At 73.8% G+C, this 23,140-nt stretch carries 2 protein-coding genes; both read right to left on the bottom strand.

Features of this window, described 5'->3' with window-relative positions; genetic code table 11:
- The coding region (locus ACFXAE_RS31475) for a condensation domain-containing protein (protein ID WP_384721470.1) at positions 1–1,338 on the bottom strand (1,338 nt) is incomplete at its 3' end.
- Between the two features lie 8 nt (positions 1,339–1,346).
- Positions 1,347–23,138, bottom strand: coding sequence for a non-ribosomal peptide synthase/polyketide synthase (locus ACFXAE_RS31480; protein ID WP_384721473.1), 21,792 nt, complete (start codon positions 23,136–23,138; stop codon positions 1,347–1,349).
- Positions 23,139–23,140: the final 2 nt, after the last annotated feature.

A 23,140-nucleotide genomic window follows, 5' to 3' on the forward strand; every position in this document is an offset into this window, starting at 1 on the left:
ACCCCGCTCGGCATCCGAAAGCACATCCACACCACCGACCCGCACCCCCGGATCAGCAACCACCACCTCCAACACCCGCACCAACCGCTCAGCCAGGGCCTCCGCCGACGCGCGGTCGACGAGGTCGGGCTGGAAGTCCAGTCGGAAGCGGAGTTCCTCGCCGGGGTGGGCGACGAGGCCGTAGGTGTAGTGGATCGCCGAGCGGCTCTGGGCGGAGGCGAGGCGCAGGCCCCCCACTTCGGCCGAGGAGTCGAGGCCCGCGCTGTCGAGGGGGTAGTTCTCGAACACCATGGAGGTGTCGAAGAGTTCGCCCTTGCCGATGGCCCGCTGGAGGTCGGCCAGGCCGATGTACTGGTACTCCAGGAGCGCGGACTGTTCGCGCTGGAGGCGCTCGAGGAAATCACCGAGGGGCTCGGCGGGGTCCAGGCGCAGCCTCAGGGGCAGGGTGTTGATGAACAGACCCACCATGTCCTCGACGCCGGAGAGGTCGCCGGGACGGCCGGAGACGGTGACGCCGAAGGCGACGTCGGTGCGGCCGAGGAGGCGGGACAGGGTGAGACCCCAGGCGCCCTGGACGACGGTGTTCAGGGTGACACCGAGGGTGCGGGCGCGGTCGGCCAGGGCGCGGGTGGTGTCGGCGGGCAGGCCGAACTCGACCTTGTCCGGGACGACGGGAGTGCGGCCGGGGACCGTGGGCGCGATCCGGAACGGCTCGTCGAAGTCCTCGAAGGCCGCGGTCCAGGCGTCCAGCGCGGCGCCGCGGTCGCGCCCGGCGAGCCAGGCGAGGTACTCCCGGTAGGGGCGGGGGCGGGGCAGGGCGCCGGCGTCGCCCCGGGAGACGTACAGGGCGAGGAGTTCGCGCAGGAGGACCGGCAGCGACCAGCCGTCGAGGACGGCGTGGTGAACGGCGAGGGCGAGCCGGTGCCGTTCGGGGGCGAGGCGTATCAGGGTGAACCGCAGCAGCGGCGGCCGGCCGATGTCGAAGCGGCGGGCGCGGTCCTCGGTGACGATGCGCTCCGCCTCCGTCTCACGGTCGGCCTCGGGCAGGCCGGCGAGGTCGGTCTCGGTCCAGCTCGGCGGGGCGTCGCCGAGGACGACCTGGACCCACTCGCCGGTCTTGCGCTGACGGAAGCCCGCGCGGAGGTTGGTGTGGCGCCGGACGAGAGCCTGCGCCGCGGTGTGCAGCGTGGCGGAGTCCAGGGTTCCCTCGATGTCGAAGACGAGTTGCACGGTGTAGATGTCGGCGCCGCGGTCGTCGTAGACGCTGTGGAAGATGAGACCTTCCTGCAGCGGCGAAAGGGGCAGGATGTCCTCGATGGAACGGGACTTACGGCTCACGGCTTTCCTCACTCGTCTTCCTGGTCTGCGAAGAAGTCGTCTTCGAATGCGTCGATTTCGTCCTGGCTGATGGACACCAGGGATACGTCCGACGGGGTGAGACCCCCCGCGTCGGGATGCCGGGCGTGCTCGGCGAGGCCGCGCAGGGCGGCGAACCAGCCCTCGGCCACCTGACGCGCTTCGGACTCGGACAGCAGCCGCTCGGCCCATGTCCAGGTGGCGACGAGTTCGGGTCCGTCGCTGCCGTCCTGGGTGAGGGCGTTGAGTTCCAGCACATGGGTCAGGGGCGCGCCGGGGTCGTCGCCGGGGACGAGCGCCCCGACGCCGGGTACGGCGGTGAAGTCGGCGGCCTCCCGTGCCGTGACGCGGCCCAGGTAGTTGAATCCCAGTTGAGGTCGGACGAGTTCGGCGAGCACGGCCTTCGTCCTGGGGTTGAGGTGGCGCAGCAGGCCGTATCCGACGCCGTTGTCGGGGACGGCACGCAGCTGCTCCTTGACGGTCTTCAGGACGCGGCCCGCGGTGGGGCCGCCGGCGAAGGCGTCCTCACGGGCGGTGCGGTCCAGCGGGCCCGGGTCGAGGCGCACGGGGTAGAGGCTGGTGAACCAGCCGACGGTGCGGGACAGATCCGCACCGGGGACGAGTTGCTCCTCGCGGCCGTGTCCCTCGATGTCCACGAGGAGGCCCGGGCCGCCGGTGCCGGGCCGGTCGGCCAGGGCCAGGGCGAGGGCGGTGAGGAGTCCGTCGGTGACGCCGGTGCCGAACACGGAGCCCACGGTGGTGAGTACGGCCTCGGTGACGTCCGCGGGCAGTGTGAGCGTGAGGGAGCCGGACGTGGCGTGGGTGTCGCGTGCAGGGTCCAGGGTGTCCGTGCCGAGCGGCCGCTCGCTGCCCCTCAGGGTTTCGGCCCAGTGGGCGAGTTGGCCGGTGCGCGCCGGGTCCGTCGCGGCGGCGTGCAGGGCGGTGGCCCAGTGCCGGAAGGACGTGCCGACGGGCGGGAGTTCGGGGTTGCCGCCGGAGGCCGCCGCCTGCCAGGCGTCGGCCAGGTCGGAGACGATGATGCGCCAGGAGACGCCGTCGACGACCAGGTGGTCGGCGAGGAGCAGGAGCCTGCCGGGCGCGTACGGGCCGCGGTCCAGCCAGACGGCCTGGAGCATGACGCCGTCGGCGGGCGCGATCCGGTCGAGCGCGGCCCGTGCGTGCTCGGTGAGCAGCCTGTCCAGGGTGCCGGGGTCGGTGTCCGCGGTGTCGACGCGGGTCAGGCAGTGAGCCGCGTCGAGGGCGGCCGGCTGCGGGATGTCCGCGTGCGGATGCCCGGAGTCGTCCGTGGTGCAGCGCATGCGCAGGGCGTCGTGCCGGTCCAGTACGGCCTGCAGGGCGGCGTGCAGATCGTCGTACGCCATGCCCGCGGGGACCTGGATCACGACGGACTGGTTGAACCGGTCCAGACGACCGCCGCGTTCGGCCAGCCAGTGCATGATCGGGGTGAGCGGGACGGGCCCGGTGGCGGATTCCTGCGGGGTGTCGTCGACGGGCGCGGGTGCCCGGCCGGTGATCGCCCCGGCGAGCGCGGCGACCGTCCGGTGGTCGAAGACGTCGCGCGGAGTGAGGGTGAACCCGGCCTTGCGGGCCCGGCTGACGAGCTGGATGGAGACGATGCTGTCACCACCGAGGTCGAAGAAGCTGTCGTCGACGCCGACCCCGGGCACGCCCAGTACCTCGGCGAAGAGAGCGCACAGCGCCTCCTCCACCGGGCCCGACGCGGGCCGTCCGGCGGCGCGGGGAGCGCGGGCGGGGGCCGGCAGGGCCTTGCGGTCCAGTTTTCCGTTGGTGGTCAGGGGTAGTTCGGGCAGCGGCACCAGGACGGTGGGCACCATGTAGTCGGGCAGCCGGGCGGCGAGGTGGGTGCGGACCTCGGTGAGGTCGAGGGGCGCGTCCAGCGCGACGACGTAGCCGGTCAGGCGCTTGTCGCCGGGCCGGTCCTCGCGGACGACCACCGCGTTCGCCCGGATGCCCGGGTGGGCGGCGAGGGCGTCCTCGATCTCGGCGAGTTCGATGCGGAAGCCGCGCACCTTGACCTGGTCGTCGGCGCGGCCGACGAACTCCAGTTGTCCGCCGGTGTTCCAGCGCACCAGGTCGCCGGTGCGGTACATGCGCTCGCCGGGTGCCCCGAACGGGCAGGCCACGAAGCGTTCCGCGGTGAGGTCCGGGCGCGCCCAGTAGCCACGGGCGAGGCCGCTGCCGGCCACGTACAGCTCGCCGGGGACGCCGTCGGGCACGGGGTGCAGGGCGGTGTCGAGGACGTACACGCGCATGTTGTCCAGCGGGCGTCCGATGGGGACGACGCTGGGCAGCCGCTGGGCGTCGGCCGCGCCGACCGGGTTGCGGGTGGCGAACACGGTGGTCTCGGTGGGACCGTAGCCGTTGACGACCTCGATGTGCGGGCTGCGCTCCAGGACGCGGCGGACGGCGGCGGGCGGGACGACGTCGCCGCCGGTCCACACCTGGCGCACGCCCCGGAAGCAGTCGGGCTGTTCCTCGGCGAGGACCGCGAACAGGCCGGCGGTCAGCCACAGTCCGGTGACGCCGTGTCCGGTGATCAGCGCGCCGACGGCCTCGACGCCGAGGTCACCCGCGGGTGCGACGACGACGCTGCCGCCGCACAGCAGGGCGACCCACAGTTCCAGGGTGAGCGCGTCCCAGGCGTGCGGGGAGTGCAGCAGGACGCGTTCCGCGCAGCCGGAGCGCCACCACTGGTCCTGGGCGAGGTCGGCGATGTTCCCGTGGGTCGCGGCGACGCCCTTGGGCAGGCCGGTGGAGCCGGAGGTGAACATGACGCAGGCCAGATCGCCGGGCGTGGGGACGAATCCGGGTGCGGAGGTGTCCTCGCGGGCGAGGGCGTCGGCGGTGGCCGGGTCGTCGACGACGAGGACGTCCAGCGGACCGGCGACGGTCCCGGTCCGCTCCCGCTGGGCCCGGTCGGTGACGATCAGCGGGGTGCCGGTCTCACCGATGATCCAGCGCAGCCGCTCGTCCGGATAGGTGGCACTGAGCGGCACGTAGACGCCGCCGGCTTTGAGGACGGCGAGGACGGCGACGACCAGGTCGACGGAGCGGTCCATCAGCAGGGCGACCCGGGTCTCGCGCCGCACTCCGGCGCGGCGCAGCCGGTGCGCCAGCTGGTGGGCGCGTGCCGTGAGTTCCGCATAGGTCAGTTCGGTGCCGTCCCCGATGAGGGCCGTCTTGTCCGGTGTGGCCTCGGTGTTGCCCTCGAAGAGTCCGAGCAGCGTGGCCGCGGGGGTGGGCCGGGCGGTGTCGTTGCGGCCGTCGATCAGCAGCCGGCGTTCCTCGGCGCCGAGGACGTCGGCCCGGAAGACGGGTGCGTCGGGGTCGGCGAGGACCGTTTCCAGGACGCGCACCAGCCGGTCGGCGAGCGTTCGGGCCGTGGTCCGGTCGTACAGGTCGGTGGCGTATTCGAGGCGGCCGGTGAGTCCGGGGCCGGCCGCGTGGGCGCGGACGAAGCCGAAGGACAGATCGAACTTGGCCACGCCGGTGTCGATCCGGTACGGCCCGACATCGAGTCCGGGCAGGGCGGCGGCCCGGGAGAGGGCCTCCTGCTCGGCGGTGTCGTCGAGGGTGAGGACGGTCTGGAACAACGGGTGCCGGGAGGTCGAGCGGGTGACGTCGAGCGCGTCGACGAGCCGCTCGAACGGCACGTCCTGGTGGGCGTACGCCGCCAGGTCGAACTCTTTGACACGCGCGACGAGTTCGCGGAAGGACGGCTCGCCGGACAGGTCGGTGCGCAGCACCAGCGTGTTGACGAAGAACCCGATCAGGTCCTCCACGGCGTCGTCGGTGCGGCCCGCGATCGGGGTGCCGATCGGGATGTCGGTGCCCGCGCCGAGCCGTGACAACAGCGTGGCCAGCGCTGCCTGCAGGACCATGAACGGGGTGGCGCGCAGTTCCCGCGCCAGTGCCGTCAGCCGCTCGTGCAGGGCGGCCGGCACCTCGAACTCCACGACGTCGCCGTTGTACGACGCCGTCGCCGGACGGCGCCGGTCGGCGGGGACGTCGAGTTCCTCGGGCAGTCCGGCCAGCGCGTCCCGCCAGAAGGCGAGCCGGCGGGAGACGAGACTGTCCGGGTCGTCCTCGGAGCCCAGCACCTCGCGCTGCCACAGCGTGAAGTCGGCGTACTGGACCGGTAGTTCGTCCCAGTGGGGCGCGTGACCGGCACGGCGGGCCGCGTAGGCGGTGGCGAGGTCGCGGGCGAGGGTGAGGGTGGACCGGCCGTCGCCGGCGATGTGGTGAAGCACCACCAGCAAAACGTGCTCGCGGTCGTCGCGGGAGAACAGCACGACATGCAAGGGGAGTTCGGCAGCGAGGTCGAAGGCGTAGCGGGCCGCCGCGCCCAGTTCCGTCTCGTCGGTCACCGTGTGCAGCGCGGGGCGCGCCTGGTCGAGGACGACCTGGTGCGGGCCCTGCTCGTCCTCGGCGAAGACGGTGCGCAGTGCCTCGTGCCGGGCTGCCACATCGGCCAGTGCCGCATCCAGGGCCGCCCGGTCGAGGACACCGGTCAGGCGCAGGGCCAGTGGAATGTTGTAGGTGGCGGACGGGCCCTCGAAGCGGTGCAGGAACCACAGTCTGCGCTGCGCGAACGACAGCGGCAGACGCTCGGGGCGCTCGGCCGCCCGGGCGACGGGGCGGGTGGTGCCGCTCGCGGCCGCGTCCAGGGCCGGTGCCAGGCCGGCGACGCTGGGCGTCTCGAACAGGTCCCGCACCGACAGCTCCGCGCCGAGCGCGGCACGGACGCGGTTGACCAGGCGGGTGGCCAGCAGGGAGTGGCCGCCCAGGTCGAAGAAGCCGTCGTCGACGCCGACCCGCTCCACGCCGAGGACCTCGGCGAACAGACCGCACAGGATCTCCTCGCGCGGCGAACGCGGAGGGCGGTGGCCGGCCGTTTCCGGCGTGCCGTACTCGGGAGCGGGCAGTGCCCTGCGGTCCAGCTTGCCGTTGACCGTCAGGGGCAGTGCCTCGAGGGGGACGACGGTGGACGGCACCATGTAATCGGGCAGTTCTGCCGCGAGCCGGGCCCGGACGGAGACGGTGTCGAGCGTGTCGCCGTCGGGCACCGCGTAAGCGACGAGGCGCCTGTCGCCCGGCCGGTCCTCGCGGACGACGACGGCGGCCTGGGCGATCCGCGGGTGGGCCAGGAGGACGCTCTCGATCTCGCCGAGCTCGATACGGAAGCCGCGGATCTTGACCTGGTCGTCGGCACGCCCCAGGTACTCCAGCTCACCGTCCGCGGTCCACCGCGCCAGGTCACCGGTGCGGTACATGCGCTCCCCCGGTGCTCCGAACGGGCAGGCCACGAACCGCTCCGCGGTCAGCCCGGGGCGGTTGAGATAGCCGCGGGCCAGGCCGGCGCCGGCGACGTACATCTCGCCGGTGACGCCGGCCGGGGCCGGGCGCAGGGCGTCGTCGAGGACGTACACCCGCAGGTCGCGGATGCCGACGCCGATCAGGCTGCGGTGCTCGCCCGTCCACGCGGCGGTGTCCAGTGCGCGCACGCTGACGTGGACGGTCGTCTCGGTGATGCCGTACATGTTGACCAGCACCGGGTCCGTGTCGCCGTGCCGGCGGCCCCAGCTCTCCAGCCGGCCGAGGTCGAGCGCCTCGCCGCCGAAGACCACCCGGCGCAGCGCCAGCCGGTCGCCGAGGCCGGGGTGGTCCCGGTCCGCCCGCATCAGCTGGTAGAAGGCCGACGGGGTCTGGTTGAGCACGGTGACCCGTTCTCGCACGAGCAGCCGCAGGAACTCCACCGGGTTGCGGCTGACCTCGAACGGCACGACGACGAGCCGGCCGCCGTGCAGCAGCGGACCCCACAGCTCCCACACCGAGAAGTCGAACGCGGCGGAGTGGAACAGGGTCCACACGTCGTCCGGGCCGAAGCCGTAGGTGTCCTGCGTGGCGGTGAACAACCGCACCACGTTGGCGTGCGGGACCACGACGCCCTTGGGGCGGCCGGTGGAGCCGGAGGTGTAGATGACGTACGCGGGGTGTGCCGGGGCGGCCGGGACGCGGTCGCGGCCGGAGACGGCGGGCTCCACGGCGGCCGTGGCGAGCCACTCCTCGTCGACGACGAGGACGGGGGCGGTGTCCTGGAGGATGTAGGCGATGCGCTCCTCCGGGTAGCCGGGATCGACGGGGACGTACGCCGCCCCGGACTTCACGACCGCCAGCAGGGCCACGACGAGGTCGAGGCCGCGCGGCAGGGACACCGCGACGAACCGCTCCGGGCCCGCGCCGTGCGCCACGAGGTGGTCCGCCAGCCGGTCGGCCCGCTCGTTCAGCTCCCGGTAGGTCAGCGACCGTTCCCCGCAGGTGACGGCGGTCGCGTCGAGGGCGAGCGCGACGCGCTGTTCGAAGAGCCCGGCGAGGGACCGGGTCGGAGTGGGCGTGCCGCCCGTGCCGGCCGCGGCCAGCATCCGGGCGCGCTCGGCCGCGTCGGTGACGTCGATGCGGGTGACCGGCCGCTCGGGGTCGGCCAGGGCGGCGTCGAGGACGCGCACCAGGCGCCTGGTGAGGGTCACGGCGCTGTCGTGGGTGTACAGGTCGGCGCTGTAGGCGAGGCTGCCGGCCAGTCCCGCGGGGGTGGCGTCGGCCGCGCGCCGCTCCTCGAAGACGAAGGACAGGTCGAACTTCGCCGCCGTGGTGGCCACCGGTTCGGGGCGGACGGCGAGACCGGGCAGGCCGCGCAGCGCGCCCAGCGCCTGCTCGGTGGTGTCGTTCCAGGTCAGCGAGGTCTGGAAGAGGGGGTGGCGGGCCATGGAGCGGGCCGGGTTGAGCGCGTCCACGAGCCGCTCGAACGGCACGTCCTGGTGCGCGTACGCCGCCAGGTCGAACTCCCTCACCCGGGTGACCAGTTCACGGAAGGACGGCTCGCCGGACAGGTCGGCGCGCAGCACCAGCGTGTTGACGAAGAACCCGACCAGGCCTTCGAGGGCGTCGTCGGCGCGCCCGGCGACCGGCGTGCCGATGGGGATGTCCGTCCCGGCACCCAGCCGCGACAGCAGGGCCGCCAGGGCGGCCCGTACCACCATGAACGGTGTGGCGCGCAACTCCCGGGCCAGCGCTGTCAGCCGCTCGTGCAGGGTGGCCGGCACCTCGAACTCCACCACGCCGCCGGTGTACGAGGACACGGCGGGCCGACGGTGGTCGGTGGGCAGCTCCAGTTCCTCGGGCAGCCCGGCCAGCGCGTCCTTCCAGAACGTGAGCTGGCGCGCGAGCAGGCTGTCCTCATCGGTCCCGGAGCCGAGCGTACGACGCTGCCACAAAGCGTAGTCCGCGTACTGCAGCGGCAGTTCGGCCCAGTCCGGGGCGTGACCGGCACGGCGGGCCGCGTAGGCGGCGGTCAGGTCCCGCGCGAGCGGCCCCACCGACCAGCCGTCACCGGCGATGTGGTGCAGGACGAGCAACAGCACATGCTCCCGCGCGTCGAGCTCGAAAAGCCGTACTCGCAGCGGTGGTTCGGACGACAGATCGAAGGCCCGGCCGGTCTCCCCGGCCAGCCTTTCCCCGAGTACGGCGTCGTCGACGGCCTCGGTCCGCAGGCGCGGTGCGGCCTCACGGGCGTCGAGCACGCGCTGGTGCGGGCCCTCGGCGTCCTCGCCGACGACGGTGCGCAGCGGTTCGTGCCGGGCCACCACGTCGGCCAGCGCGGCTTCGAGCGCGGTGCGGTCCAGGTCGCCGGTCAGCCGCAGCGCGGCGGGGATGTTGTACGTGGCGGACGCCTCGTCGAACCGGCTGAGGAACCACAGGCGTTCCTGCGCGAACGACAGCGGCAGCCGCTCCGGGCGCTCGGCCGAACGCGCGGCGGTACGGGTGGAGCCGGTGCCCTGCCAGGCGGCGAGTCCGGCGACGGTGGGGGTCTCGAAGAGGCGGCGTACCGGCAGTTCCTCGCCGAGGGTGGCGCGGATGCGGTTGGCCAGGCGGGTGGCGAGCAGGGAGTGGCCGCCCAGGTCGAAGAACCCGTCGTCGATGCCGACCCGCTCCACGCCGAGGACCTCGGCGAACAGACCGCACAGGATCTCCTCGCGCGGCGAACGCGGACCCCGGTAACCGGCCGTGGACAGCGTGCCGTAGGCCGGGGTGGGCAGGGCCCTGCGGTCCAGCTTGCCGTTCGGGGTGATGGGCAGGGTGTCCAGGGCGACGAACGCCGAGGGCACCATGTGGGCGGCGAGCCGTTCGGCGGCGTGCCGGCGCAACCGCACCGGATCGGCGTCCGCGCCGGGCACCGGCACGACGTAGGCGACCAGGCGCTTGTCACCGGGCCGGTCCTCCCGCACGACCACCACCGCGCGGGCCACGGCGGGATGCCCGGCGATCACGGCGGCCACCTCACCCGGCTCGATCCGGAAACCACGGATCTTCACCTGGTCGTCGGCGCGGCCCAGGTACTCCAGCTCCCCGTCCGCGGTCCAGCGGGCCAGGTCACCCGTCCGGTACATCCGGGCACCCGCCGGACCATAGGGGCAGGCGACGAAGCGTTCCGCGGTCAGCCCGGGCCGGTTCAGATATCCCCGGGCCAGACCCGCACCCGCGATATACAACTCCCCCGGGCTGCCGACCGGGACGGGCCGCAGGGCACGGTCCAGCACATACAGGCGGGTGTTGACCAGCGGAGCACCGATCGGCGGCACCACCGCGCCCGACAGCGGCATGCTCATGCTCGCGCACACCGTCGACTCCGTCGGCCCGTACGCGTTGATCATCCGGCGGCCACGCGACCAGCGCGCCACCAGATCCGGCGGACACGCCTCACCCGCCACCACCAAAGTGGTCACGGTGGGCAGCGCATCGTCCGGAAGGACCGCCAGCGCCGACGGGGGCAGCGTGACATGCGTGATCCGCTCCTCGCCGACCAGCCCCGCCAGCGCCGCACCCGGCAGCAACCGCTCAGCGGGCGCCGGCACCAGCACCGCACCCGCCAGCAACGCCATGCACAACTCCGACACCGCCGCATCGAAACTCGGCGAGGCGAACCACAGCACCCGACTGTCCGCCGTGACGGCGAAACGCTCGATCTGCCCGGCAGCCAGACTCGCGATACCCCGATGCGAGACCGCGACCCCCTTGGGCCGGCCCGTCGAACCCGACGTGTGAATCACATACGCCAGCGACGCCACATCAACGGGGGCCAGGTCATCGGTCGAACGGCCGGAGAGATCAGCGGCAGCCAGCCAGGCCTCATCGACCACGAGTACGGGCGCGACGTCGTCGAGGATGTGCGCGATGCGCTCCGCCGGATACCCCGCATCGACCGGGACGTACGCCGCCCCCGCCTTCATCACCGCCAGCAGCGTGACCACCAGATCGGCCGAACGCGGCAGCGACACCGCCACACACCGCTCCGGACCCGCACCCCGCTCCACCAGCAACCGCGCAAGCCGATTGGCACGGGCGTTCAACTCGGCATACGTCAGCCGGACCTCCCCGAACACCACCGCCGTCGCATCCGGAGTCCGCGCCACCCGCGCCTGGAACAACTCCGGCAACGTACCCGCGGACACCACACGCCCAGTGGCATTGAAACCGTCGAGCAACACCCGACGCTCCTCGGCCGCAAGCACCTCCACACACCCGACCCGCAACTCAGGCGTCTCCGCCATGGCCGTCAGGATGCGCAGCAAGCGGTCCATGACGGTGCGTGCGGCCTGTCCGGTGACCGGACCGGGCTGGTGGTCGAGGCGGAAGTGCAGCTCGTCCCCGGGAGTGGCGACGAGGCCGTAGGTGTAGTGCACGGCGTCACGGGTGCGGGCGCCGGTGAGCTCGAGGCCTGTTCCGGCCGCGACGGTGTTCAGGGCCGCGGCGTCCAGCGGGTAGTTCTCGAACACGAGGGACGTGTCGAAGAGTTCCCCGAGTCCGACGGCGCGCTGGATGTCGGCGAGCCCGAGGTGCTGGTGCTCCAGCAGCCGTGCCTGCTCCCGCTGGACACGTGCGAGCAGCTCGCCGACGGGCTCCGCGGGATCGAGGCGCAGCCGCGCCGGCACGGTGTTGATGAACAGGCCGATGGTGTCCCACGCGCCGTCCGTCTCGGCCGGGCGGCCGGAGACGGTGACTCCGAACGCCACGTCGTCACGGCCGAGCTGGTGGGCGAGGACCAGGCCCCAGGCCGTCTGGACGGCCGAGTTGAGCGTCACGCCCAGGTTCCGCGTCCGCTCGGTGAGCCGGGCGGTGAGCACGGCGGGCAGGGACGCCTCCACGGTGTCCGGGAGCAGCGGGGTGCGGCCGGGGTCGGGGGCGGCGACGAGCGTCGGCTCCTCGAATCCGGCGAAGGCCTCGCGCCAGGCTGCCTCGGCGGCGGCGCGGTCCTGGCCGGCCAGCCACGTGAGGTGGTCCCGGTAGGGCCTGACCGGCGGCAGCGGGCGCTCGCCCCGGTACAGCTCCAGCAGTTCGCGTACGACGACGGGCAGGGACCAGCCGTCCCACAGCACGTGGTGCGAGGTGATCGCCAGCCGGTGGCGCCGGGCGCCCAGCCGCAGCAGGGTGAACCGCACGAGCGGGGGCCGGGCGGGGTCGAAGCGGCGGGCGCGGTCGGCGTCGAGCAGTCGCCGGGCCTCACGCTCCCGCTCGTCCTCGTCCAGTGCGCCGAGGTCGGCCTCCTGCCAGGGCGGCGGAACGTCGCGCAGCACCGCCTGCACCGGGGTGCTCAGGTTCTCGTGCAGGAAGGCCCCCCGCAGGTTGGGGTGCCGCTCCAGCAGCCCGGCCGCGGCTGCGCGCAGCCGGGTGGTGTCCGGCTCGCCCTCGATGTCGACGGCGAGCTGCACGGTGTAGACGTCGCCGGACTCCTCGTCGAAGGAGTGGTGGAAGAGCAGCCCCTCCTGCAAGGGGGACAGCGGCAGGACGTCCTCGAGACGGCCGGCGAATCGCCGCTCCAGTTCCTCGATCTCGCGCTGGCCGAGCCGCGCGGGAGCGATGTCAAAGGGCGTCAGACCTCCCGCGTCCGGCCGGTCGACCAAGGTCGCGAGGCCGCGCAGGGCCTCGAACCACTCCTCGGCCAGCAGACGCACGCGGTCCTCGTCGAACAGGCGGCCGGCCCAGGTCCAGGTGGCGACGAGTTCGGGTCCGTCGGGGCCGTCCTCGGCCAGCGCGTTGAGTTCCAGGGCGTGGGCGAGTGGCAGGCCGGCGTCGGCGGATCCGCCGATGCCGTTGCTGCCGGGCACGACGCCGAAGTCCGACTCGTCACCCGTGGTCACGCGGCCCAGGTAGTTGAAACCCAGCGCGGGCGAGGGCAGCGTGGCGAGTTCGGCGCGGGCCTGTGCGTCGAGGTGGCGCAGTACGCCGTAGCCGAGGCCGTGGTCCGGCACCGCACGCAGCAGTTCCTTGGTGCGCTTCAGCAGCCGGTCGGCCCGGGGGCCGCCCGCGCGCAGCCCGGCACGCGCCTCGGCGTCCGGCACTCCCGCGTCGAGCCGCACCGGGTACAGGCTGGTGAACCAGCCGACGGTCCGGGAGACATCGGCGTCGTCCGCGTCCAGCGCGTCACGGCCGTGGCCCTCCAGGTCGACCAGTACGGTCGGGTCGCCGGTGCCGCGCCAGGCGGTGACGGCCGCCGCGAACGCGGCGAGCAGGACGTCGTCGGGACGCACCCGGTAGCGGGCGGCCGCGGTGGTCAGGACGGCTCGCGTCAACTCGGCGGGCAGCCTGAGCCGCAGCGAGGCGGCGGTGCCGTGGGTGTCGAGCGCGGGGTCGAGGGCGGGCATTCCAGCCGTGGCGGGCGAGGCGGCTGCGCCGTGGACGTCCGGCGCGGAAGTGTCCGTCGTGGCCTCAGGACCCGCCAGCACCCCCCGCCAGTAGGGCAGTTGTGACCGATACGCCCCGTCGGCGGCTGCCGCGTGGCGGCGTCGCGACCAGGAACGGTAGGAAAGGCTCGGCGCGGCGAGCACGGGGGCGTGGCCGGTGGTGGCCGCCTGCCGGGCGTCGGCGAGGTCGGAGAGCAGGACGCGCCAGGACACGCCGTCGACCACCAGGTGGTGGGCGACCAGGACCAGTCGGCCGGACGCGGCCGGGCCCCGGTCGAACCACACCGCCTGGAGCATCACGCCGTCGCGCGGCGCGAGCCGGGCACGGGCGGCCGCGGCATGCTCGGTCATGAGCTCGTCCAGCTCGGCATCGCCGGTCCCCTCCGCGCCGACCCGGCGCAGCAGCGCGCCGGCTGCCACCGAGCCGCGTTCACCGACCGTGAGCGACCACGGTTCGCCGTCGGACAGGCGCGTCCGCAGGGCGTCGTGGTGGTCGAGGACGGCTTGCAGGGCCGTCAGCAGGTCCCGGCGGCTCAGCCCGGCGGGCGCCCGCACGGCGAGGGACTGGGCGAACCCGTCGACCGGGCCGCCTCGTTCCGCCAGCCAGTGGGCCATGGGTGGCAACGGCAGCGCGCCCACCGCGACGTCCGGCTCCCTGGCGGCGCCGGATCCGGCCCGTGCCGCGACGGCGGCGAGGCTCTCGACGGTGCGCTGCTCGAACACGTCGCGCGCGGTGAGGACGAGTCCCTGCTGCCGGGCGCGGCCGACCAGCTGGATCGACATGATGCTGTCGCCGCCGAGGGCGAAGAAGCCGTCGCCGACGCCCACCTCGGGCAGGCCGAGCACCTCGGCGAACAGGCCGCACAGGGTGCGTTCGGTCTCGGTGCGCGGCGCCCTGCCGCCGACGGAGGCCGACGGCAGGGGGGCGGGCAGGGCCCTGCGGTCCAGCTTGCCGTTCGGGGTCAGCGGCAGTTCGTCGAGAGTGACGAAGGCGGACGGCACCATGTAGTCGGGCAGCATCAGCGTCAGATGGTCGCGCAACGGGCCGTGCCCGACCGGGCCGTGCGCGGCCAGGACGTAGGCGACCAGGCGCCGGTCACCGGGGCGGTCCTCGCGCACCACCGTCTGGGCCCAGGCCACACCCGGATGGCCGGTCAGTGCGGCGTCGATCTCGCCGAGTTCGATGCGCAGGCCGCGGATCTTCACCTGGTGGTCGGTGCGTCCGAGGTACTCCAGCGCGCCGTCGGCCCGCCACCGGGCCAGGTCGCCGGTGCGGTACATGCGGGTGCCGGCCGGTCCGTGCGGGTCGGCGACGAAGCGCTCGGCGGTGAGGTCGGGCCGGCCGAGGTAGCCGCGGGCCAGGCCGGTGCCCGAGATGTACAGCTCGCCGGGGGTGCCGACCGGCACCGGCCGCAGTCCGCTGTCCAGCACCCGCACGCGGATGTTCCAGATGGGCCGGCCGATCGGCACCGAGGCGCCGGTGTCGTCGGGGGCGCAGTCCCACGCGGTGACGTCGACGGCGGCCTCGGTGGGGCCGTACAGGTTGTGCAGTGCGGCCGGCAGGAGCCGCTGGAACCGCTGTTCCAGGTCGCGCGGCAGGGCCTCGCCGCTGCACACGACGTGGCGCAGCGAGGTGCAGCGTGCCGCCGTGGGCTCCTGGAGGAAGGCCTGGAGCATGGGCGGCACGAAGTGCACGGTGGTGACCTGCTCGGCCTGGATCAGACCGGCGAGGTAGGCGGCGTCGCGGTGTCCCTCGGGCCGGGCGACAACGAGGGTCGCGCCCACGGCGAGGGGCCAGAAGAACTCCCACACCGACACGTCGAAGCCGAAGGCGGTCTTCTGCAGGACCCGGTCCGTGGCGTCGAGCCGGTACGCGTCCTGCATCCACAGCAGACGGTTGGCGATGGCCGCGTGACTGACGACGACGCCCTTGGGCCGCCCGGTGGAGCCGGAGGTGTAGATGACGTAGGCGGGGTGGGTGAGCCCGAGCGGCGCGGTGCGGTCGGCGTCGGTGAGGTCGGTGCCGGACAGTCCGGCGGTGTCGGCCTCCTCGACGAGCAGGCGCGCGGCGGCGGACGCGGGCAGCCGGCCGGCCACGTCGCCGCGGGTCAGCACCAGTTCGGGGGCGGCGTCGGTGAGCAGGTGGGCGATGCGGTTCGCCGGGTAGTCGGTGTCGACGGGCAGGTAGGCGCCGCCCGCCTTCACCACCGCGTAGATGGCCACGACGAGTTCGAGGGAACGGGGCAGGGCGATCGCCACCCGCCGCTCCGGGCCGACGCCGTGCCGCACCAGGAGCCGGGCGAGCCGGTTGGCGCGCTCGTTGAGCTCGGCGTAGGTCAGCCGTGTGTCCTCGAAGACGACGGCGGTGGCGTCCGGGGTGCGGGCCGTCTGCGCCTGGAACGCGGCGGGCAAGGTGACCGGCGTGGTCTCGTGGGCGGTGTCGTTGAAGGTGCCGAGCGTCAGCCGCCGCTGGTCGGCGGTGAGCACGTCGAGCCGCCCGGTGGGCCGGCCGGCGTCGTCGGCGAGCGCCCGGAGGATGCGCACCAGCCGGTCCGCGACGGCCCGCGCGGTGGTGCGGTCGACGAGGTCGGGCTGGTGGTCCAGGCGCAGCCGCAGGGTGTCGCCGGGGGTCACGACCAGGCCGAGCGGATAGTGCACCGCGTCGTGCGCGCGGACCTCGCCGACCCGCAGGCCGACCGCCTCGGTGAGCTCGGTGAAGGCGGCGGCCTCCAGTGGGAAGTTCTCGAACACCACGGAGGTGTCGAAGAGTTCGCCGAGCCCGGTCGCGCGCTGGATGTCGGTGAGCCCGATGTGTTCGTGTTCCAGCAGCCGCTGCCGCTCGCCCTGCACGCGCCGCAGCAGTTCGCCGAGCGGCTCGGCCGGGTTCAGGCGCACCCGCAGTGGAACGGTGTTGATGTACAGACCGACACAGTCCTCGATGCCGTCGGTCTCGGCGGGCCGTCCGGAGACGGTCACGCCGAAGGTGATGTCGTCGCGGCCCAGGGTGCGCGACAGCGTGAGCGCCCAGGCCGCCTCGACCACCGTGCCGAGGGTGACACCGAGGGAGCGGGCCCGTTCGGCGAGTGCCGCGGTGGCGGGCGCGGGCAGGGAGGTCTCCACGCGTTCGGGCCGGACCGGAACCCGGCCGGCGGACGCGGCGGCGATCCGCGTCGGCTCCTCGACGTCGGCGAACGCCTCCCGCCAGGCCCGTTCGGCCGCGTCCCGGTCGCGGTGGGCGAGCCACCGCAGGTGGTCGGTGAAGGGCCGCGGCGCGGGCAGCGCGGAGGTGCCCCGGTACAGCTCCAGCATCTCCCGCAGCAGTACGGGCATCGACCAGCCGTCCAGTACGGCGTGGTGCGCGGTCAGGACCAGCACGGCGCGCCCGGTTCCGGTGTGTGCGAGCAGGAAGCGGACGAGCGGGGGCCGGCCGAGGTCGAAGCGGCGCTCGCGCTCACCGACCAGCCGCTCGTGCAGCGCCCCTTCGCCCGTGGCCTCGGTCTCCTGCCAGTTCAGGGGTACGTCGGCGTGGACCACCTGCACGGGACGGCTGAGCCCTTCGGTGGGGAAGCCGGCGCGCAGCGCGTCGTGCCGGGCGAGCAGCCCGGCGGCGGCCGCCTTCAGGGCGGGCACGTCGAGCGTGCCGAGGAGCTCGACCGCGACCTGCACGGTGTAGACGTCGGGGGCCCCCTGGTCGAAGACGCTGTGGAAGACCAGGCCTTCCTGGAGCGGGGTCAGCGGCAGCACCTCGGCCGACGCGGGCAGGTGCGCCCGCAGCCCGGTCAGTTCCTCCGCACCGAGGGGTGCGTCGAGGGGGGAGTCGTCGAGGGGGGAGTCGTCGAGGGCGTCGGCCGCGGCACGCGGTACGGCCTCGGCGAGCGCGGCGACCGTACGGTGGGCGAAGACGTCCTTGACGGCGACGCGCAGTCCGGCCCGGCGGGCGCGGCCGACCAGGCGGACCGCGACGATGCTGTCGCCGCCGAGGGCGAAGAAGCTGTCGTCGACGCCGACTTCGGGCACGCCGAGGACCTCGGCGAACAAGCTGCACAGCGTCTTCTCCAGCGCCGTGCGGGGCGCCGTGCCCGTGACCGCGCCGGCGAAGTCGGGGGCGGGCAGGGCCGCCCGGTCGAGCTTGCCGTTGGGGGTCAGCGGCAGCGCGTCCAGCACGACCAGCGCCGACGGGACCATGTACTCGGGAAGGGTCCGCGCCAGATGGGCACGCAGCTCCTCGGAGGCGGCGGTGCCGACGACGTATCCCACCAGGCGCCTGTCGCCGGGGTGGTCCTCGCGCACCACGACCACGGCCCGGGACACCGCGGCGTGGCCGAGCAGGACGGCCTCGATCTCGCCGGGCTCGATGCGGTGGCCGCGCACCTTGACCTGGTGGTCGGCGCGGCCGAGGTACTCCAGCTCACCGTCGGCCGACCAGCGCACCAGGTCGCCGGTGCGGTACATGCGGGTGCCGGCCGGTCCGTGCGGGTCGGCGACGAAGCGCTCGGCGCTGAGACCGGCCCGGCCCAGGTAGCCGTGGGCCAGGCCCGCGCCGGCGATGTACAGCTCACCGGCCACGTGGGCGGGCGCCGGGCGCAAGGCCGCGTCCAGCACGTAGACGCGGGTGTTGCCGATGGGCCGGCCGATGGAACCGCGCGCGGCGCTGTCGCCGGCGACCTCACCGGCCGTGGACCAGATGGTGGTCTCGGTGGGGCCGTAGAGGTTGGTGACCGACCGGGCCGTGGCCTGCAGGCGGCCTGCGAGGTCGGCGGGGAGTGTCTCCCCGCCGACGAGAACGCGCAGCCCGGCGGGTGCCGTCGGGAACTCGTCGACGAGGGCCCGCCACAGGCTGGGCGTCGCCTGCATCACCGTCGCCCGGGAGGTGCCGATCAGGTCGGCCAGCGCCTGCGGGTCCCGGGTGGTGTCCTTGTCGGCGAGCACCACTCGTGCGCCCGCCAGCAGCGGCAGGTACAGCTCCAGGGCGGCGATGTCGAAGCCGACCGTCGTGACCGCGAGCAGCCGGTCCTCCGCGGTCAGGGCGAACGGACCGGTCATCGAGTCGAGGAAGTTGACCAGGGCGGCGTGGCCGACGACCACGCCCTTGGGGCGGCCGGTCGAACCGGAGGTGTAGATCACGTAGGCGGGGCTGTGCGGCAGGACCGGGGCCAGGTTGTCCGGCGCGTGGTCCTCGGTGCGGGCGGCCTCCAGCCAGCCCTCGTCCACGACCAGGACGGGCCGGGAGTCCTCGGTCATGTACGTGATGCGGTCGGCGGGGAAATCCGGGTCGAGCGGTACGTACGCCGCACCCGACTTGGCCACGGCGAGCAGCACGGTGACGAGGTCCGCGGAGCGCGGCAGCCGGACGGCGACCCGGTGACCGGGGCCCGCACCCCGCGCGACCAGCAGCCTGGCCACGCGGTTGGCGCGGGCGTTGAGCTCGCCGTAGGTGAGTTCGCGGTCGCCGCAGACCACGGCCGTGGCGTGCGGGGAGCGGGCCGCGACGGCCTCGAAGAGCTGCGGCAGCGCGTCCGCGGGCACGACGCGTCCGGTCGCGTTCCACCCTTCGAGCAGCATCGCACGTTCGTCGTCGGCGAGGACTTCCACGCGTCCCGTGGGAGTCGAGGGGGCGGTCGCGAACTGCTCCAGGACGCGGGTGAGCCGGGCGACGGTCCTCTCGGCCCCGGCGGCGTCGATCAGGTCGGGCTGGTGGTCGATCCGGAGCCGGAGCCGCTCGCCGGGGTGGACGACGAGGCTCAGCGGGAAGTGTGCGCCCTCGTGGGCCCGGGCGTCCACGAGCCGCAGACCGCCCTCGCCCGCCAGGGTGCCGAGGGCGGCACGGTCAAGGGGGTAGTTCTCGAACACCATGGAGGTGTCGAAGAGTTCGCCGAGCCCGGTCCACCGCTGGATGTCGGCGAGACCGACGTGCTGGTGCTCCAGCAGGGCCGCTCGCTCCTGCTGGACGCGTGCGGCGAGGGAGCCGAGGGGTTCGGCGGGGTCCAGCCGGACGCGCAGGGGCAGCGTGTTGATGAACAGGCCTGCCATGTCCTCCACTCCGCCGAGTTCGGCGGGACGGCCGGCCACAGTGGTGCCGAACACCACGTCGGTGCGGCCCAGGAGCTGGGACAGGACCAGCGACCAGGCGGCCGTGGTCAGGGAGTTGAGGGTGACGCCGAGTTCGCGGGCGCGCTGTCCCAGGCGGGCGGTGAGCGCGGCGGACAGGTCGTGCTCCACGCGGGCGGGAAGGACCGGGGTGCGGCCGGGCACGGCCGGCGCCAGCCGGGCGGGCTCCTCGAACCCGTCGAACGCCGCGGTCCAGGCCTGCCGGGCGGCCTCGGTGTCCTGTGCCGCGAGCCACGCCAAGTAGTCCTCGTAGGGCCGCGTTTCGGGCAGTGGCCGCTCGTCGGCGTAGCCGTGGAGCAGGTCGCGGACGAGGACGGGCAGCGACCAGCCGTCGACGACGGTGTGGTGGGCGGTCAGCGCCAGGACGTGGTGCTCGGCCGACGTGCGGACCAGCAGGAAGCGGACGAGCGGCGGCCGGTCCAGGGCGAAGCGCGTGGCGCGTTCCCGGGCGAGCAGCGCGTCCAGCGCCTGCCCGTCCGCGGCCGTCTCCTCCCGCCATCTCAAGGGGACTTCGGCCGGGACGACCTGGACGGCACGGCTCAGTCCTCCGTGCCGGAAGCCGGCGCGCAGTGCGTCGTGCCGGCGCAGCAGATTCGCCGCGGCGGTGCGCAGGAGGGTGGTGTCGAGTGGGCCGCCGAGTTCGAGGACGGCCTGGACGGTGTAGAGGTCGGGCTGGTCCTCGTCGAAGACGCTGTGGAAGAGCAGGCCTTCCTGAAGGGGTGTCAGCGGCAGGACGCGGGCGCCGGACGGGGCGTCGAGGAGGGCGAGTTCGTGCTGCGGCAGGGGGTCGGGAAGGGTGTGCGTCCCGGTGTCCGTCGCGGTCCGGGCAACGGCGGCCAGGGCCTCGACGGTGCGGTGCACGAAGACGTCGCGTGCGGTGAGGGCCAGGTTCGCGCGCCGGGCGTGGGACACCAGCCGCAGGGCCAGGACGCTGTCGCCGCCGAGGTCGAAGAAACTGTCGTCGACGCCTGCCTGCGGCACGCCGAGGACCTCGGCGAACAGGGCGCACAGTCGGGTCTCGGCGGCGGTGCGCGGGGCGCCGCCCCGTGAGGCGTGGGAGGGCGCGGGCAGGGCGGCCCGGTCCAGTTTGCCGTTGGGGTTGAGCGGCAGCGCCGGCAGCGTGACGAAGGCGGACGGCACCATGTAGTCCGGCAGGGCCTGGGCCACCCGGGCGCGTAGCTCGCCGGTGTCGGCGCGGCCGACGACGTAGGCCACCAGCCGCTTGTCGCCCGGACGGTCCTCGCGCAGCACGACGGCGGCGTGTTCCACCGCGGAGTGGGCGGCGAGGACCGCCTCGATCTCGGCCGGTTCGACGCGGAAGCCGCGTACCTTCACCTGCTGGTCGGCGCGTCCGAGGTATTCGAGCCGGCCGTCGGCGGTCCAGCGGGCCAGGTCCCCGGTGCGGTACATGCGCTCACCGGCGCCGGAGAAGGGGTCGGCCACGAACCGCTCGGCGGTCAGGCCGGGGCGGCCGAGGTAGCCGCGGGCCAGACCCGTGCCCGCGATGTACAGCTCGCCGACGGTGCCGGCCGGGACCGGGCGCAGGGAGTCGTCCAGGACGTAGGCGCGGGTGTTGGCGATGGGGCGGCCGATCAGGACGGCGCCCGCGGTGACGTCGGCGTACAGGCTGTCGCCGCTGGCCTCGGAGGATCCGTACAGGTTCAGCAGGCGGGCGCCGGGCAGCGCGGCCCGGAACCGGTCGGCGTGGGCCGGGGGCAGGGCCTCGCCGCTGGTCACCCACAGCGTGCACGGGGCGATCGCACCGGCGTCGTCGCCGTCCAGGAGCTCGGCCAGGAGGCTGGGCACAAGGGTGATGCGTCCGACGCCGTGCCGGGCCACGAGCTCCGTCATCATGGCGGCGCTGCGGGCGGCCTCGGGGCCGCAGAGCACGACGGGCGCGCCGTGCACGAGCGGACCGAGAAGTTCAGTGGTGCCGTCCACGAAGCTGAGAGAACTCTTGGCGAGCACGGGCCGTCCGTCGAAGGGGAATTCCTCCCCGAACCACAGCAGCCGGTTGACGGCGCCTTCATGGAGGCCGATCACGCCCTTGGGAACACCCGTGGATCCTGAGGTGTAGATGAGGTACGCCGGGTGGGCGGGGGTCAGCGGCCGGGGGCGGTCGGCGTCGGTGGGGTTGTGCACGGGCCGGCCGGCGGTGTCGAGGTCGCCGATGACCAGCGCGTCGCCGCCGTGCGGCGGCAGGCCGGCGGCGAGGTCCGCGGTGGTCAGGACGAGACCGGGGCGGGCGTCGCCGAGCATGTGGGCGATGCGGTCGGCGGGGTAGTCGGGGTCGACGGCCAGGTAGGCGGCGCCGGACTTGAGCACGGCGAGCAGGGCGACGACCAGGTCGGCGGAGCGCGGCAGCGCGAGGCCGACGTGCTGGTCGGGCCCCGTCCCGTGGGCGATGAGCAGGTGGGCGAGACGGTTGGCCCGGGTGTTGAGTTCGGCGTAGGTGAGCGTGCCGCCGTCGTGGTGGAGGGCGGGCGCGTCCGGGGTACGGGCGGCCTGTGCCTCGAACAGCACGGGCAGGGTGGTGGCCGCCCGCTCGCGCGCGGTGGCGTTCCAGGTTCCGAGGAGCGTGTCGCGTTCGGCGTCGGTGAGCAGCTCCAGGGCGGCGACCGGGCGCCCGGGTTCGGTCGCGGCGCGCTGGAGGAAGGCGGTGAACCGGTTCTGCTGGCGTGCGAGTTCGTCCTCGGTGTAGAGCTCGCGGTTGCCGCAGAACTCCAGTTGTGTCTCCCCGGTGCCGGGCGTGCGGTAGAGGTTGACCGTCAGGTCGGCGATGGGGCCGTTGGCGAGCTGACGGCGCATGGCGGTGCGGGCTCCGAAGCGGGTCTCCTGCTCGAAGGCCATCACGTTGACCTGCGGGCCGGTCAGGGCATCGGCCTCGGCGGACAGACCGAGCCGGGCGCGCAGGGTCTCGCCGCGGTGGCGCTGGTGCCGGATGGCCTGGCGGATCCGTTCCTCCGCCTGGTCCACGAGGTCACCGAAGGTGGTGTCCGGGTGGACGGTGAGGCGGACGGGCACCTCGTTGGCGAGCATCGCGGGCGTGCCGAGTTCCGCACGCGAACGCCTGGCGGCCATGGGCATGTTGACAATGACCTCTGACCGTCCGAGCAGGCGGTGCACATAAGCGGCGGTGGCGGCGACGACCGTCGCGGACAGGCCGCCGACACCGCCGTCGGCGTACCCGCCGAAAACCTCCGGCGACAGGGGCGTGACCAGGCGCAGGGTGCTCGGTGTGGCGGGGGCGACCCGCCCGGCGAGCGGGGTGCCCTCGTGGTGGTCGGCGAACGCGGCCAGCCAGTGGGCGGCGTCCGTGGCGTGCCGGGGGGAGGCGAGGTAGGCGGCGTCCTCGGCGAGCAGCTCGGCGAGGGGTGCGGCGGTGGATCCGGCCGGGGCCAGGCCCTGCTCGAACGCGGTGTACAGCTCCGCGAGCCGCCGGATGTAGAGGTGCTGGCCGAAGCCGTCCAGGACGATGTGGTGGTAGCGGAAGTACAGGACGCTGCGCTGCTCCCCGGTGGTGAACAGCGCGTGCGTGTACGGAGCTTCACGGCTGAGGTCGGTGGCCCGGGCGAGGTCGGCGGCCGTCCAGGCCCCGACCTCGGCCTCCGGGTCCGGCCGGTTCGTGAGGTCGATGACGTGCAGTTCGGGCTCACCGGCCGGCTCGATGGTCAGCCGGGGCCCGTCCGCCGTGTCATGGAACCGGGTGCGCAGTGTCTCGGCCTCGGCAACGGCCTGGGTGACGGCCCGGCGCAGGGCGTCCTCGTCGAGCCGTCCGGTGAGCGTGTAGGTGACGCCGCAGTTGTAGAAGGGATTGTCGGGTGCCATGCGCTGCGCCACCCAGATGCCAGTCTGCGCGGCGGACACGGTGTGGAACGTGTTGCTGACGTCGGACACGG

It is taken from the genome of Streptomyces sp. NPDC059454 (assembly GCF_042749965.1).
Lineage (GTDB): Bacteria > Actinomycetota > Actinomycetes > Streptomycetales > Streptomycetaceae > Streptomyces.